The following is a 15,395-nucleotide window of genomic DNA, read 5'->3' as shown; positions in this document are numbered from 1 at the left end:
GGATCCCATGAGACCCGTCACCGGAGAGCAGCACCACCTCGTCCACGCCGGCCCGTCCGGCGAGCTACGCGCCACCGTCGTGCAGCTCGCGGCCGCCATCCGCGGCCTGACCCTCGACGGCGTCGACCTCGTCGAGCCCTACGGCGAGGACCTCGTCGCCCCCATGGGCGCCGGCATGGTGCTCGTGCCGTGGCCGAACCGCATCCGCGGCGCCCGCTACGAGCTCGACGGGAGGTCCCAGGCGCTCGACGTCTCCGAGCCCTCGCTCGGCAACGCCTCGCACGGGCTCCTCCGCAACACCGGCTACACCGCGTCCGACCGGGCCGACGACCGCGTGACCCTCTCGGCGACCGTCTTCCCGCAGCACGGCTACCCGTTCCTCCTCGACACGTCCGTCACGTACCGGCTCACCGACGACGGTCTCGTCGTCACCCACCGGATCCGCAACGACTCCGAGGCGGCCGCGCCCGTCGCGGTCGGCGCGCACCCCTACCTCGCCATCGGCGGCATCCCCTCCTCCGAGCTCACGCTCACCGTCCGCGCCGACACGTGGTCCGAGGTCGACGACGCGCTGATCCCGGTCGCCGACCACCCCGTCGGCGGCGCCGACGAGGACCTCCGTGAGGGCCGCGTCGTCGGCGAGCTCGACCTCAACACCGGCTACGGCGACGTGCACGTGGAGGACGGCACGAGCCGCCACGGCCTCACCGCGCCCGACGGCCGCGGCGTCGAGCTGTGGGCCGACGCGTCCTTCCGCTTCCTGCAGGTCTACACGCCGCGCGAGTTCCCGACCCATGGGAGCCAGGCCGTCGCCATCGAGCCCATGACCGCGCCTGCGGACGCGTTCAACTCGGGCGTCGGCGTCCGCCGCCTCGAGCCCGGCGAGGAGTGGACCCTCAGCTGGGGCATCCGCGCAACCGGCTTCTGATCCCGCGCCCGCCCGCGACGACGTCCGCGCCTCCGCGGGGATCCGTCGTCGCGATGATCCTGCTGGCGGCGGCCGTGCCCCTCGCCGCGCATCTCGCGCCGGGCCTCGCCGCACCCTGCTGGTCGGCGGGCGCGGTCCTCACCGCGGGGGCGCCGGTCGCGGCCGTCCGGGGACGCCGCGACCGCCGCTAGCCCCGGTCCTCCTGCGCCCACTGCAGCGCGACCCGCTGCGTGTACTGCTCCAGCGCGATCCGGTTCTCCTCGGGCTCGCGCAACCCGTCGATGTAGGCGAGCAGCCGCCCGACGACGCCCGACAGGTACTGCACGCCCCGGTCGTCGTGCTCCTCGAGCGCGGTCTTCAGCAGGTCGTAGCGCTCGCCGGTCTCCTCGGCGGTCAGCATCGCGATCACGAGTTCGTCGGCCTGCATGCTCATGCGCTCCAGCATCCCACCGCCGTCGCCGCGTCCGCCGCGGACGCCGACGAGGTGCCGTGCCCCTGCCCGCCCGAGCTGCCGGTGGAGAGCGCGCCTCGTGCCGCCCCGAACTGGGGATACGCTCCGGCGGCACCAGGACCCACCCTTGCCCTATCCAGCGTGGGGCGTCCGGTGCTCGGGGGAGCGGATCGGCGCGGCCCGACTGCACCCGTCAGCACGGCCCACCCGGAAGGCTCCCCTTGTCCCACCCCCGCGCGGATGCGCACGCCCCCAGCTCCGACCTGCCCGCGCATGCACTCGCCCAGGACGCCCCGATGCCGGCCGAGCGTCCGCCGCTCGTCGGCCGCCGGGCCGTCTTCCTCGCCGCCGTCGGCGTGACCGCCGGTGCCGCCTCCGTCGCCGCGCCCGTCGTGGCGCCTCCCGCCTCCGCGGCCGTCGTGGGCGACCAGTCGCGCGTCTACTACCCCGAGCAGTTCGGCTTCGTCCCGTCGGCGGCCGACCACACCAAGGCCATGAACGCCTTCTTCGCCGCCCTGCAGAAGACCGGCGGCCGGGGGATCCTGCCACCCGGCGAGATCCGCGTCACCTCCACCGGCATCGACTACTCGAGCGCCATCTGGCCCAAGCAGCCCCTCTCCGGGGCGCCGTACGGCTATCCGGCCATCTCCATCGAGGGCTACGGGCGGCGCGTGACGACCATCCGCCAGATCGCGGGATCCACCGGCGACGTCTTCAAGGTGCAGGGCAAGATCGGCGCCGACTCCGGCCCGGCCGCGAACAACAAGGCCACCGTGACCCTCACCGGCTTCAGCATCACCGGCACGCGCACCGGACGGCACGGGCTGTACCTGCGGTCGCTGCTGCACTGCCGGATCACCGACATCGAGCTCAACGCGACCGGCGGCGCGGGCGTCTACTTCGCGCGCACGAACTTCACCGCGGCGAACGACGAGTACTCGTACGCCAACGTCATCGAGGGGCTCCGCGTCATCACGGCCGGCACGTGGGGCGTCGACTGCGACGGCGTCAACGCCATCGACATCGTCATGCGCGACACCGAGATCGTGAACTGCGTCGCGGGCGGGATCCGCATCGCCCCCACCAACGCGCGCTTCGAGAACACGCGCATCATCGGCTGCGGCGCCGGCAACAAGGCGGCGCGCGGGTTCCTCGCGATCCCCACGAGCAACACGGCGTCCATGGTCTCCGAGCTCGGCATCAACGGCATGCGCCTCGAGGGCAACTCGGGCGCGGGCGGCTACCAGCTGGAGATCGGCGCGGGCGTGGGTGCCACGGTCGTCGGCTACAACATCGTGACGGGCGGCGACCTCGGCGCCCACGGCATCGGCGTGGGCCTGGTGGACCAGGGCACGCGGTTCGCGCAGGACACCTCCATCGGCCGCGGCACCATGTTCATGACCCCGACCAAGTACCCGGCGCAGCGCGTCGTGGTGGTGGGCAAGTACGCCCGCGACACCCGCGTCGAGCGCCCGTCGCTGCCCAACAACCCGGATGCCGCGTTCGCCTCCGTCATCACCGACGGCGGCGTGCGCAGCATCGACGGCTTCGGCCGCCCGCTCACGGTCGTGCAGGCGCCTGCGCCGACGCCGACTCCTACGCCGACTCCTACGCCGACTCCGACCCCCACGCCCACCCCGACCGCCTGATCGGCGAGCGGCGGCGCACGCGGATCGCGATCGCGGGGGAGCGTCACACGGGCGGGCGCCCCCGCTTGCGGTCGGAGACCTTGACGGCGGGGACTCCCGCCCACACCTCCCAGTCGCCGGTGGACCGGGTCAGCACCGCGTTCGCGGCGACGACCGTGCCCGTGCCGACCCGCAGGGTGCCCCGGCCCCCGAGCACCTTGGCGCCGGCGCAGAGGACCGCGTGGTCGCCGATCTCCACGCCCTCGAAGCCCTGCTCCTCATCGGTCGTGTCGACGCCGCTGCGCCCGATCGTGACCTGCTGGTAGATGGCCACCGACGACCCGATCCTCGTCGCCGGCGTGATCACGACGCCGTTGCCCCGGTGGTGCAACACGAGGCCCGGCCCGATGGTCGTCTGCGCGTGCACCTCGACCCCCATGAGGAGCAGGGCCTCCCGCACCAGTCGCACGTGCCGGAAACGCACCATCTTGTCCACTATCCCCATGCGGCGAGCGTATTCCCCAGCTGCCGACGAGTGGAACCAAGATCGGCGTCATGGCGCGTCGGACGAAGCCCGCGACCTCGCCTGACGAGCGGATCTGCGCGCATGCTCTCTCGTCACTGCGCCGGGAGAGCTGCGTCGATGCTCTCCCCGATCGCCCTGTGCCCGGCATCGTTCGGATGCACGCCGTCCGGCGACAGCAGCTCGGGGTGCCCGAGGAGGGGCTGCCCGATGTCGAGGTACACGCCGCCGGCACGCTCGGCCGCCGCGCGGATGGTGTCACCGAGGCGATCGAAGTCGGCGGGCACGGTCGGGTCGTCATCCCATAGTGGAGAGGTCGCGACGATGCGCGCATCCGGGAGTGCGGAGCGGAGGTCGGCGTAGGTCGCCTCGACTTGCTCGAGTAGAGCGGCGTCGACGTCGCGATCGTTGCGGCCGCCGGAGACGATGACCACGTCAGGATCCGCAGCCACGGCCTCGGGGATCATCTCCCGGTATGTGGGGCAGTAGTCGAGGCCGCACGCCTCCTTGCCGGCGGTGGCGCCGTAGCCGGTCCCGCCCCGGCCGAGGTTGACCGTGGTCCACTGCTCACGCGCGGAGACGACCGTCGCGAACATCTCGGACGGCTTCGTGCTTCCGGCACCAGCCGTGTAGGAGTCACCGAGGTACACAGCCGTGAGGCGCTCGGTCGTCGGCGCCGCCGAGGCGGAGGACCCCGTCGGTACGGATCCCGCGTCCGCCGACGGCTTGCCGACCTGTCCGAGTGCCGCCAGCGAGAGTCCCACGACGGCTAAACCGACCAGCACCACCCCGCCGATGCCCCAAGCCCTGCTGCCACCGCGTCGCCGCCTATTCCCCATGTGTCGAATCGTAGGCGGTCAGCGCGTCATCGATGTCCGGCGGTCAGGTCTTGAATCGGCGCGACGCCACGATGTCCCCGGCCCGTCGCCGCCGTGCACCTCTTCGCTGTGCATGGGCAGCATCGCCCTTCGGCGGGGATCGCGATCACCTGGTCATCGGGCGCCTGAGTGTGCGCGCCGCCTTCGCATGTGAGCGTCGCGGGCACCTGCTACGGCCGGTCGCCACCCGCCGGGGCGTCGCACGGAAGCGACTTCCCCTTGTCCGATCCCGTGTCCTGCACGGCGGAGGGCCTGCCGCGTTCGTCCGAAGGATCGGGCGTCCTGGTGGTGGGCCCCGTCGGGCTCGAACCGACGACCCAGGGATTAAAAGTCCCTTGCTCTACCAACTGAGCTAGAGGCCCGTGCCCCCGATGCTACGGGACGGCGGGTGCCCGGTCAGAGCCGGTCGACGTCGCGCGAGGAGCCGCGGCGCACGACCGCGCCCGCGACGACCGTGACGACCACGAGGAAGACCCCGACGCCGACGAGCCAGGCGAGCGCCTTCACGACGAAGCCGAGGACGACCAGGACGAGCCACAGGGCCACTAGGCCGTAGACGAAGCGCATGGGTCCAGCCTACGTGCGCGTCCCGGACGCGCGCCGGACGACCGCTGCCGCCCGCGGCGTACGCTTGCCGGGATGTCCGGCGATTACCACAAGCCCACCAAGTTCTCCGGGTCCAAGTTCGAGAGCATGCTCGGCGGCGAGGACCCCGCCACGATCAGCCGCGTGGCCCACGAGACCGCGTCGGCGCTGCTGGCGCGCGTGCGGGCGGATCCCGACCCCGCGGTCGTCGACCGCCTCATCTCCTACACCGACGAGCACGGGATCGACGCGGTCGCCGAGCTGTGGTCGCGCGCGAGCCCGCGCAGCCTGCCGGGCGCGCTCTGGCGGCTGTACCTGATGCGCGCGCTCATCCGGCAGGATCCCGACGGCGTCAGCCTGCTCTACCAGCGCGGCACCGACGTGGCGACGAGCATCGACCCCGTCGTCGCCGGCGCCACCGCGCCGACGGGACCCGCGGAGATCGTGGAGCTCGCCGACAGCATCCTCCGCGGCCTCTTCACCGGCGACTTCGCGGTGGCCCTCGACCGTGCTGGCGCGTTCAGTCGGCTCGCCGCGCTGGGCGCCACGAGCGTCGCCGACGACCTCGACGCCACGGCGTCCCCGGAGCGCGCGGGCGACCTGACCACGCGCGCCCTGCGCCTCTCGCAGATGGCCGCCGACCTCGTGCAGTGCGCCCGGCTCTGGCGGAGCGAGCGGCTCGACTGATCCGCGGGGCCGCCTCCCGGATCCGCTCCGTTCGCTGTGAGCGCGACCCGCAGGACGACAGCTCGTCCCGACTCGGTTACAGTGGACGAGGTCGGGCCGCAGTAACCCCGGGCTCCAATATTCGCCGCTCCGAGCGGCCTCGCGCCGAGAGGCGTTCTGCGGCCCGGCTCCTCATCTCCCGCACTCCGTCCGCTCGGACGTGGGTCCGGCCCCCTCGTGAGCGGCCGATCCGTCCGTGCCGTCGATCCGCGCGACGACCTGCCCGCTGTGACCAATCCGCGCCGTCCGCCGCGCCGAAGAGTCATCGTGAGGCGTTCACCCGCCTCGCATGCGGCACCCGCGAGGGTGCGACCCGCATCGGTCGGATCCTGGCGTGCGGCAGGCCGACCGGCCATCCCAGATGCCGCGCACCGCGGGATCCGGCCGATGCGGCGTCCCGCAGCACCGAGCCCCATCCACCCGAACCACGACCGGAAGCCCCACATGACCTCCCCACGGCACCACCCCAGCTCGCCGGGCCCCGCCCTGCCTGCATGCGGAACGCAGGCCAGTCTGGGATGCTGGGGCTCGTGCCTTCATCGATCGAGCGTCCCGACCTGCCAGGGCCGGCGGACCCCGAGTCGAAGGAGGCCCTCCTCGGCCGCGTCGCCCAGGGCGACAAGCGCGCCTTCTCGGAGCTCTACGACCAGCTCGCCCCCCGCGTCCTCGGCCTCGTCCGCCGCCTGCTCGTCGACCACGCGCAGTCGGAGGAGGTCACGCAGGAGATCTTCCTCGAGATCTGGCAGTCCGCTTCCCGCTTCGACCCGGCCAAGGGCGCAGCGACCACGTGGGTGCTCACCATGGCCCACCGCCGCGCGGTCGACCGCGTGCGCGCCTCCCAGTCCAGCCGTGACCGCGATGTCCGCATCGGCATCCGCGACCACGAGAACGGCTACGACCAGGTGTCGGAGACCGTCGAGATCAGCATCGAGCACGAGAGGGTGAAGAAGGCGATGACGAAGCTCACCGAGATCCAGCGCCAAGCCGTCTCCCTCGCGTACTACGGCGGCTACAGCCACAGCGAGGTCGCCTCCATGCTCGACGTCCCGATCGGCACCGTGAAGACGCGTCTGCGCGACGGCATGATCCGCCTGCGCGACGAGATGGGGGTCGCATCATGACCACCGACGACGACCTCCGCACGCTCACCGCGGCCTACGCCCTCGGCGCGGTCGACGCCGCCGAGGCGGCCGAGTTCGAGGCGCTCCTCGAGCGCGACCCCGCCCTGCGCGCCGAGGTCGAGGAGCTGCGCGCCACGGCGGCCGACCTCGCCTGGACCACCCAGCCGGTGGATCCCGGGCCGCGCCTGAAGGCCGACATCATGGCGATGCTCGACGCGACCCCGCAGCTGCCGCCCCTCCCGGCGCCGTCCGCGGTGACGGAGGACGACCGCCGACCGGCTCCCGTGACCCAGCTGCGCCCCGCCGCGGGCACCGCGACCGGCCCGTCGGCCGCGACCCCGGTCGCGCCTTCCGCGTCCGCTCCCCGTGAGCGTCTCGGATCCGCGTCCTCCCGCGCCGACCAGCGATGGTTCCGCAAGCCCGGCGCCCTCCTCGGCGTCGCGGCGGCGGCCGTCGTGCTCGTCGTCGGCGGCGTGGTCGTCGGCACGAGCACGGGCGGCCCCGACAGCTCGCAGTCGCCCCAGGCCTCCGCGTACGAGCAGGTGACCTCCGCGTCCGACGTGGTCGTCGACACCCGCGACGTCGTCGGCGGCGGCACGGCCACCGTCTACTTCTCCGCCTCCCAGGCGAAGACGGCCGTCGAGATGGACGACGCCGGGCCGCTCCCCGAGGGGCGCGTCCTCCAGCTCTGGTACGTCACCACGTCGGGTGCGGTCTCCGCGGGCGTCATGCCCGCCGAGGACGGCGCCGGCCGCGCGGTGCTCGACGGCACGTACCACTCCGGCGACACCGTGGCCATCACGGTCGAGCCCGAGGGCGGATCCGAGCAGCCCACCACCGAGCCCATCGTGGCGGTCACCGCGACCTGATCGCCCGCCCGGCACGCATGACGACGGCCCCGCATCCTGAAGAGGATGCGGGGCCGTCGTCATGCGGTGTCGGGATCAGCCGAAGCGGCCGCTGACGTAGTCCTCGGTGGCCTGCACGCTGGGCTTCGAGAACATCGTGGTGGTGTCGTCGTACTCGATGAGCTTGCCCGGCTTGCCGGTGCCCGCGATGTTGAAGAACGCGGTGCGGTCGGAGACGCGGCTGGCCTGCTGCATGTTGTGCGTCACGATCACGATCGTGTACTGCGCCTTGAGCTCCTCGATGAGGTCCTCGATGGCGAGCGTGGAGATCGGGTCGAGCGCGGAGCACGGCTCGTCCATGAGCACCACGTCGGGCTGCACCGCGATGGCGCGGGCGATGCAGAGGCGCTGCTGCTGGCCGCCCGAGAGGCCGGATCCGGGCAGTGCCAGGCGGTCCTTCACCTCGTTCCAGAGGTTGGCGCCCATGAGCGACTGCTCGACGAGCGCGTCGGCGTCGCTCTTGGAGATCTTGCGGTTGTTGAGCTTGACGCCCGCGAGCACGTTGTCGCGGATCGACATCGTGGGGAACGGGTTCGGCCGCTGGAAGACCATGCCGACCTGGCGGCGCACGAGCACCGGGTCGACGCCCGGGCCGTAGAGGTCGTTGCCGTCGACGAGGACCTCGCCCTCCACGTACGCGCCGGGGATGACCTCGTGCATGCGGTTGAGCGTGCGGAGGAAGGTCGACTTGCCGCAGCCGGACGGGCCGATGAAGGCGGTGACGGTGCGCGGCTCGATCCGCAGGTTGACGTCCTCGACCGCCTTGAACTTGCCGTAGTAGACGTTCAGGTCGTTGACTTCGATGCTCTTGGACAAGGGGGTTCCTAACCGTTCGGGTTCGTGGCCGGGGGAGCGGGCGCTAGCGGCCGAGCTTGGGGGCGAAGAGGCGGGCGATGAGGCGGGCGATGATGTTCAGCGCCATGACGATGAGGATGAGCACGAGCGCGCCCGTCCACGCGCGGTCGACGTACGCCGCCGCGTCCGCCCCCTGGTCGGCGTACTGCCGGAAGACGAACACCGGCAGGGTCATCATCTGGTCCTTGAAGGGGTTGTAGTTCATGCCCTGCGTGAACCCGGCGACGATGAGCAGCGGCGCCGTCTCGCCGATGACGCGGGCGATGGCGAGCATGACGCCCGTCACGATGCCGGCCAGCGACGTCGGCAGCACGATCTTGACGACCGTCAGCCACTTCGGCACGCCGAGCGCGTACGACGCCTCGCGGAGCTCGTTGGGGACGAGCTTCAGCATCTCCTCGGCGCTGCGGACGACCACGGGGATCATCAGCACCGAGAGGGCGATCGCGCCCCCGAAGCCCATGCGGACGCCCGGGCCGAGGAACAGCACGAGCAGCGCGTAGGCGAAGAGGCCGGCGACGATGGAGGGGATGCCCGTCATCACGTCGACGAAGAACGTGATGGCCCGGGCGAGACGGCCGCGGCCGTACTCGACGAGGTAGATGGCCGACAGCAGGCCCACGGGGATGGAGATGACCGCGGCGATGGCCGTGATGATCAGCGTGCCCATGATGGCGTGCAGTCCGCCGCCGCCCGCGCCCACCACGTTGCGGAGGCTCGAGTTGAAGAACAGCGGGTCGAACCGGCCGGACCCGTTGGTGATGGCCGTGAACACGAGCGAGACCAGCGGGATGAGGGCGAGCACGAACGCGACCGTGACGAGGATCGTGATGACCCGGTCCTTCGCCTTCCGCTCGCCCTCCACGGCGAGCGAGATGCAGAACAGCGCCACGCCGAACAGGAGCGTGCCGAAGACGGCCGTCCCCACGTAGTTGAAGTCCTCGGAGGCTCCCGAGACGCGGAGCACCAGGAAGATGACGGCCATCACGATCCACGACGCGAGGAAGATCGCCGGGGCCGTGAAGCGGTGGAGCTTCCCGGCGGTGAGGGAGTTGGGCAGCGTGCTCGCGACGGGCCGCGTGCGGGAGGGGGCTGTCGTCGCCATTAGTTCGCTCCGGAGAATGCCTTGCGGCGGCTGATGATGTAGCGGGCCAGCATGTTCACGGCCAGCGTGATGATGAAGAGCATGAGGCCCGAGGCGATCAGCTCGTTGATCTTGAGGCCGTACGCCTCGGGGAAGCTCAGCGCGATGTTCGCGGCCACGGTGTTCGAGTTCGTCGACTGGAACCACGCGAAGTTCACGACCGCCGCGGGGGAGAGGACGATGGCGACCGCCATGGTCTCGCCGAGCGCCCGGCCGAGGCCGAGCATGGAGGCCGAGATGATGCCCGGGCGGCCGAAGGGGAGCACCGCGGTCTGGATCATCTCCCAGCGCGTGGCGCCGAGGGCGAGCGCGGCCTCCTCGTGCAGCTTCGGCGTCTGCAGGAACACCTCGCGGCAGAGCGCGGTGACGATCGGCAGGATCATCACCGCGAGGACGACCGCGACCGTGAAGATGGTGCGGCCGGTACCGGAGACGGGCCCGGCGAAGAGCGGGAACCAGCCGAACGAGTCGGTGAGGAACGAGTAGAACGGCTGCAGGAACCGGGCGAGCACCGTGATGCCCCAGAGTCCGAAGACCACGGAGGGCACGGCGGCGAGCAGGTCGATGATGTAGCCGAGGCCCTGCGCCAGGCGGCGGGGCGCGTAGTGCGAGATGAAGAGCGCGATGCCGATGGCGACGGGGACGGCCATGAGCATGGCGAGCGCGGCCGCGTAGACGGTGCCGAACATGAGCGGGCCGACGAAGCCCCAGAACCCGGCGCCGCCGGAGACGTCGGCGGGCGGGGCGGTGAGGGCCGGGAGGCTCTGCACCACGAGGAACAGCGCGACGGCCGCGAGGATCACCAGGATGAGCGTGCCGGATCCGGACGCGAGCCCGGAGAACACGCGGTCGGCGAGGCGGGCCTTGGCCTTGACGCCCTGGCTGCTGCGGACGGCGGCCGCGGTGTCGCGCGGCCGATCGGACTCGGGAGCCTCAGGAGGCTGCGGGGCGGCGGTCGTCATGGGTCGGGTTCCCTACGGTCGAGATGGTGGGGCAGTGGGCGGCGGGCCGCCCGTGGGAGCGCCCCCGGTCCGCGCGAGCGGACCGGGGGCGGACAGCGGGTGCTACTTGATGGAGTCGACCGCGGTCTTCACCTGGGCGGCGACCGTCTCGGAGAGCGGGGCGGCGCCGGCGCTGTCGGCGGCGACCTTCTGGCCCTCGGCGCTGGTCACGTAGCCGAGGTACGCCTTGACGAGCTCGCCGACGGCGGGGTCCTTGTACTCCTGGCAGGAGATGAGGTAGCTGACCAGGACGATCGGGTAGACGCCGGCCTCGGTGGTCGAGTAGTCGAGGTCGAAGACCACGTCGTTGTCCTCGCGGCCCTCGGCCTCGGGGGAGGCGTCGACGACGGCCGCCGCGGCCTCGGGCGAGAAGCCGACGAACTCGTCGCCGACCTTGATCTTCGCGGTGCCGAGGTCTCCGGCGCGCGACGCGTCGGCGTAGCCGATGACGTTGGTGCCGCCGGACACGGCGTCGACGACGCCCGAGGTGCCCTGGGCCGCCTCGCCGCCCTCGTAGGGCCAGACGCCCTTGGGCTCGGCGTCCCAGACGGCCTTGGCCGTGGTGTTGAGGTACTTCGCGAAGTTCTCGGTGGTGCCCGAGTCGTCCGAGCGGTGCACGGCCGTGATGGCGGCGTCGGGCATCGTGGCCTCGGGGTTGAGCGCGACGATGGCCGGGTCGTTCCACTTCGTGATGGTGCCCTTGAAGATGCCCGCGGCGGTGGCCGGGTCGAGGTGGAGCTCCTTGACGCCGTCGATCTTGAAGATCATGGCGATGGGGGAGATGTAGGCCGGGATGTCGATCGGCTTCGTGCCGTCGGCGCACTGGCCGAAGGTGCCGGTGAGCTCGTCGGTCTTCAGCGCGCGGTCGGAGCCGGCGAAGTTGGCGTTCTGGCCGCCGGCCATGAAGGCCTCGCGGCCGGCGCCCGATCCGTCGGGCGAGTAGTTGATGGTGACGCCGGTGTTCGCGGTCTGGAAGCCCTGGATCCAGGCCTCCTGGGCGGAGCCCTGCGACGAGGCGCCGATGCCGTTGAGCGTGCCCTCGAGCGTGGACGCGGTGGCGCCGTCGGCGGCAGGGGCGGCCGCCTCGTTCGATGCGCAGGAGGACAGGGCGAGAGCGGTGACGGCAGCGAGGGCTGCTGCGCTGCTGAGACGCGAGATCTTCACGTGGTGGGGCCTTCCGGGTGATTCGTGCTGTGGCGGGGCCGGTGCGAGCCCCTCGGAGAAGCTATGTCGGGCTCTTGACCGGCTCGGCCGATTCCGGTGAACGGGAGGTGAACAGACCGCGCGGATCGGCACGGGCTCAGCCGGGCGGGGGCACAGTGGTCGGTCGGGCGTGCGCCCGGGCTCAGGCCGAGGGGCCGTACGTCTCCACCGCGAGGATCCCCGCCTCGGGATCCGACGCCGACAGGTGCACCACGGAGAACTCGGCCGGCGACAGCATCCCCGCGCGCGGCATGCGGCTCGCGTCGGGCGTCCCGGTCGCGAGGGCGATCTCGTGCAGGATCTCGGGCAGCACCGGGCTGTGGCTGCAGAGCACGGCGCTGCGGGCCTTACGGACGCGCTTCGCGACGGTCTCCCGCACGGATCCGCCGTCGGTCTCGTACGCGTCCTGGCTGATGCCGGCGTCCTCCTTGACCCGGCGGCCCAGCGCCTCCGCGAGGGGCGCGACGGTCTGCAGGCAGCGCTCGGCGGTGCTGCTCGTGATGACGCGGGGGCCGAACGCCGCGAGCGTCGCCACGATGGACGCGGCCTCACGGCGGCCGCGCTCGCTCAGCGGTCGGCCGGCGTCGCGCCCGTCCCACTCGTACGGCTGGACGGCGTGCCCGTGGCGCAGCGCGATGAGGGCGAACGACCGGTGCGACCCCGTCTCCACCAGCCCCGCGAACAGGTCGAGGATGTCGATCTCGCCGGGGTAGTCGAGGCGCTTGCGGGCGTTGGGGATCGACACCCACTCCACGCTCTCCACCTCGTCGTCCGGCTCGAACCGACCCGCGGCGACCATGGCGTCCGTCGCCTCGGCGGACCAGTAGTGCACCGACTTGCGTCGCCCACCCGAGATGCCGTACTCGATGGCGCCGAGGGGCACGCCGAGCGCGACCCGCAGGCCGGTCTCCTCGTGCACCTCACGGACGGCGGTCTGCGGCAGCGTCTCGCCCGGATCCACCTTGCCCTTGGGCAGCGACGTGTCGCGGCGGCGGGTGCGGTGGATGATGAGCACCCGGATCCGACCCTCGACGACGCGCCAGACCACGGCGCCGGCGGCGAACACGGAGGGGGCGGGTGGCACGTCCCCCACGCTAGCCGGGTCGGCGGCCGCCCGTGATCGCGTCGCGGGTGCGCCGCCCGGCGGCGTGCCCTTCAGCGGAGTCCCCCTCAGCGGAGCACGCGCCGCTTGCGCTTGGACACGATGCCCATGACCGCCGTCTGGAGGTCCTCGAGGATGTTGCCGTCGGCGTCCTCGTTGCGGCGCGTCCACTCGCCGTCGGCGTCGAGGATCCACGCCGACGTGGTGTCGGCCATGGCGCGGTCGAAGAGGTCCTCGATCTCCTGCAGGTGCGCGGGGTGCACGAGCCGCACGAGCGCCTCGACGCGGCGGTCGAGGTTGCGGTGCATCATGTCGGCGCTGCCGATGTACGTGGCCTGGTCGCCGTCGTTCACGAACGAGAAGACCCGCGAGTGCTCGAGGTAGCGGCCGAGGATCGAGCGCACCTCGATGTTCTCGCTGAGGCCCGGCTTGCCCGGCATGAGCGAGCAGATGCCGCGCACCCAGACCTGCACGGGCACGCCCGCGTTGCTGGCCCGGTAGAGGGCGTCGATGATCTTCTCGTCGACGATGGAGTTGACCTTGATGCGGATGCCGCTCGGCTTGCCGTCGAGCGCGTTCTGCGTCTCCACGGCGATGCGCTTGAGCAGGCCCTTGCGCAGGTGCAGCGGGGCGACGAGCAGGCGCTTGAACTTCTTCTCGATGCCGTAGCCGGACAGCTCGTTGAACAGGCGCGTGAGGTCCTTGCCCACCACGTCGTCCGCCGTGAGGAGCCCGAGGTCCTCGTAGATGCGGCTCGTCTTGGGGTTGTAGTTGCCCGTGCCGATGTGGCTGTAGTGCCGGAGCACGCCGCCCTTCTCCTGGCGGATGACGAGCGCGAGCTTGCAGTGGGTCTTGAGCCCGGCGACGCCGTAGACCACGTGGACGCCGGCCTTCTCGAGCTTGCGCGCCCACGTGATGTTGGCCTGCTCGTCGAAGCGCGCCTTGATCTCCACGAGCGCGAGGACCTGCTTGCCCGCCTCGGCCGCGTCGATGAGCGCCTCGACGATGGGGCTGTCGCCGCTCGTGCGGTAGAGGGTCTGCTTGATGGCGAGCACGTGCGGATCCGCCGCCGCCTGCTCGAGGAACGCCTGCACGCTCGTGGTGAAGGACTCGTAGGGGTGGTGCAGCAGGATGTCCTGCTGCGCGATGGAGCGGAAGATGTCGGCGCGCGAGTTGTCCTCGGCGGGCTTCAGCGCCACGGCGGTCGTCGGCACGTTGTTCGGGTAGTGCAGCGCCGGCCGGTCGAGCTTGGCGAGGTCGAACAGGCCGCCCAGGTCGAGCGGGGAGGGGAGCGTGAACACCTCCTGCTCGGTGATGTCGAGCTCGCGCATGAGGAGGTCGAGCGTGACCGCGTCCATGTCGTCCGATATCTCGAGGCGGATGGGCGGGCCGAACCGGCGCCGCAGCAGCTCCTTCTCGAGGGCCTGGATGAGGTTCTCGGTCTCGTCCTCCTCGATCTGGACGTCCTCGTTGCGGGTGACGCGGAACACGTGGTGCTCGACGATCTCCATGCCCGGGAACAGCGTCTCGAGCTGGTTCGCGATGAGGTCCTCGAGCGCGATGAAGTCGATGGGGCCGGAGCGCGTGTCGGGCGTGAGCGGCATGAAGCGCGGCAGCATCTGCGGCACCTTGATGCGCGCGAACTCCTGGCGGTTCGTCTTCGGGTTGCGGATGCGCACCGAGAGGTTGAGCGACAGGCCGGAGATGTAGGGGAACGGGTGGGCCGGATCCACCGCGAGGGGCATGAGCACCGGGAACACCCGCTCGGAGAACAGCTCGTGCAGGCGGTCCTGCTGGGCCTCGTCGAGCGAGTCCCAGCGGACGATGCGGATGCCGTGCTCCTCGAGCGCCGGGCGCACGCTGTCGTTGAAGGCGGCCGCGTGGCGGACCTGCAGGCGGTACGCGGTCTCGTTGATGGCGGACAGCACCTCGGCGGGCGTGCGGCCGATGTTCGTGGGGACGGCGAGGCCGGTGGCGATGCGGCGCTTGAGGCCGGCCACGCGGACCATGAAGAACTCGTCGAGGTTGCTCGCGAAGATGGCGAGGAAGTTGGCGCGCTCGAGGACCGGCAGCTGCGGGTCCTCGGCGAGCTCCAGCACGCGGCGGTTGAAGGCCAGCCAGCTCAGCTCGCGGTCGAGGAAGCGGCCCTCGGGGAGGGTCCCGTCGTCCTCGAGGATCTCGTCCTCGTCGAAGTCGTCCAGGGATTCGGCGACCGCCTTCGCGTCGCCGATGTACGTCTCGCTGTCCATCCGCCCATCATGGCATCGCGGTGTGCGCTGCGCCCTCCGGGAGGTGAACGCACGGTGAACCGCCTCGGGGGCGCGCCGTGGGAGGGACGGGGA

15 protein-coding genes and 1 tRNA gene are annotated in these 15,395 nt (G+C 71.6%); 5 read left to right on the top strand and 11 right to left on the bottom strand.

The genetic code is table 11. The features are described 5' to 3' along the window. The first annotated feature begins 7 nt into the window (after positions 1-7). Entirely contained in the window at positions 8-928 is a 921-nt protein-coding gene (locus H9X71_RS12530) for an aldose 1-epimerase family protein (RefSeq protein WP_191147389.1), read from the top strand. A gap of 187 nt (positions 929-1,115) precedes the next feature. Here H9X71_RS12530 and H9X71_RS12525 read toward each other — a convergent pair whose 3' ends face one another. Further along, positions 1,116-1,361 (bottom strand): hypothetical protein, encoded by a 246-nt coding sequence (locus H9X71_RS12525; RefSeq protein WP_244961617.1) that lies wholly within the window; start codon positions 1,359-1,361, stop codon positions 1,116-1,118. A 239-nt stretch (positions 1,362-1,600) separates the two neighbouring features. Between H9X71_RS12525 and H9X71_RS12520 the strand changes: the two genes are divergently transcribed. Beyond that, positions 1,601-3,028, top strand: coding sequence for a hypothetical protein (locus tag H9X71_RS12520; protein WP_244961615.1), 1,428 nt, complete (start codon positions 1,601-1,603; stop codon positions 3,026-3,028). 43 nt (positions 3,029-3,071) lie between these two features. On the opposite strand, the gene H9X71_RS12515 is transcribed toward H9X71_RS12520, so the two are convergent. The 4 genes from H9X71_RS12515 to H9X71_RS12500 form a co-directional block, all read right to left on the bottom strand. Beyond that, positions 3,072-3,512, bottom strand: coding sequence for an LbetaH domain-containing protein (locus H9X71_RS12515; protein ID WP_191147387.1), 441 nt, complete (start codon positions 3,510-3,512; stop codon positions 3,072-3,074). A gap of 113 nt (positions 3,513-3,625) precedes the next feature. Then, the gene (locus H9X71_RS12510) at positions 3,626-4,294 is read right to left on the bottom strand and encodes an SGNH/GDSL hydrolase family protein (RefSeq protein WP_191147386.1); all 669 of its coding nucleotides are present in this window, start codon (positions 4,292-4,294) and stop codon (positions 3,626-3,628) included. 400 nt (positions 4,295-4,694) lie between these two features. After that, positions 4,695-4,770: transfer RNA gene (locus H9X71_RS12505), tRNA-Lys, on the bottom strand. 34 nt (positions 4,771-4,804) lie between these two features. Continuing rightward, positions 4,805-4,975 (bottom strand): hypothetical protein, encoded by a 171-nt coding sequence (locus H9X71_RS12500; protein ID WP_191147385.1) that lies wholly within the window; start codon positions 4,973-4,975, stop codon positions 4,805-4,807. 72 nt (positions 4,976-5,047) lie between these two features. On the opposite strand from H9X71_RS12500, the gene H9X71_RS12495 reads away from it, so the two are divergent. The 3 genes from H9X71_RS12495 to H9X71_RS12485 all read left to right on the top strand — a co-directional run bounded on the left by H9X71_RS12495 (position 5,048) and on the right by H9X71_RS12485 (position 7,709). Then, positions 5,048-5,680 carry a DNA-directed RNA polymerase subunit beta gene (locus tag H9X71_RS12495; RefSeq protein ID WP_191147384.1) on the top strand — a complete coding sequence of 211 codons (633 nt, stop codon included), beginning with the start codon at positions 5,048-5,050 and terminating at the stop codon, positions 5,678-5,680. A 557-nt stretch (positions 5,681-6,237) separates the two neighbouring features. Further along, complete coding sequence (locus H9X71_RS12490; protein ID WP_191147383.1) at positions 6,238-6,840, top strand: sigma-70 family RNA polymerase sigma factor; 603 nt, start codon at positions 6,238-6,240, stop codon at positions 6,838-6,840. After that, the gene (locus H9X71_RS12485) at positions 6,837-7,709 is read left to right on the top strand and encodes an anti-sigma factor (protein WP_191147382.1); all 873 of its coding nucleotides are present in this window, start codon (positions 6,837-6,839) and stop codon (positions 7,707-7,709) included. The genes H9X71_RS12490 and H9X71_RS12485 overlap by 4 nt, the downstream gene beginning before the upstream one ends. Positions 7,710-7,784: 75 nt before the next feature. Here H9X71_RS12485 and pstB read toward each other — a convergent pair whose 3' ends face one another. The 6 genes from pstB to H9X71_RS12455 form a co-directional block, all read right to left on the bottom strand. Then, on the bottom strand, positions 7,785-8,564 hold the full coding sequence (gene pstB / locus H9X71_RS12480; protein ID WP_043673462.1) for a phosphate ABC transporter ATP-binding protein PstB: 780 nt from the start codon (positions 8,562-8,564) through the stop codon (positions 7,785-7,787). A gap of 43 nt (positions 8,565-8,607) precedes the next feature. Continuing rightward, positions 8,608-9,708 (bottom strand): phosphate ABC transporter permease PstA, encoded by a 1,101-nt coding sequence (pstA, locus tag H9X71_RS12475; RefSeq protein ID WP_191147381.1) that lies wholly within the window; start codon positions 9,706-9,708, stop codon positions 8,608-8,610. After that, positions 9,708-10,709 carry a phosphate ABC transporter permease subunit PstC gene (pstC, locus tag H9X71_RS12470; protein WP_191147380.1) on the bottom strand — a complete coding sequence of 334 codons (1,002 nt, stop codon included), beginning with the start codon at positions 10,707-10,709 and terminating at the stop codon, positions 9,708-9,710. The genes pstA and pstC overlap by 1 nt, the downstream gene beginning before the upstream one ends. A 102-nt stretch (positions 10,710-10,811) precedes the next feature. After that, positions 10,812-11,912: a phosphate ABC transporter substrate-binding protein PstS gene (locus H9X71_RS12465; protein ID WP_191147379.1), complete on the bottom strand. Its 1,101-nt coding sequence runs from the start codon at positions 11,910-11,912 to the stop codon at positions 10,812-10,814. 181 nt (positions 11,913-12,093) lie between these two features. Beyond that, entirely contained in the window at positions 12,094-13,044 is a 951-nt protein-coding gene (locus tag H9X71_RS12460) for an NUDIX hydrolase (RefSeq protein ID WP_191147378.1), read from the bottom strand. Between the two features lie 77 nt (positions 13,045-13,121). Further along, positions 13,122-15,302, bottom strand: coding sequence for an RNA degradosome polyphosphate kinase (locus H9X71_RS12455; protein WP_191147377.1), 2,181 nt, complete (start codon positions 15,300-15,302; stop codon positions 13,122-13,124). Positions 15,303-15,395: the final 93 nt, after the last annotated feature.

It is taken from the genome of Clavibacter zhangzhiyongii, assembly GCF_014775655.1.
Lineage (GTDB): Bacteria > Actinomycetota > Actinomycetes > Actinomycetales > Microbacteriaceae > Clavibacter > Clavibacter zhangzhiyongii.
Note: the sequence above shows the minus strand (reverse complement) of the source record. Positions and strands in the feature narration are given on the sequence as shown.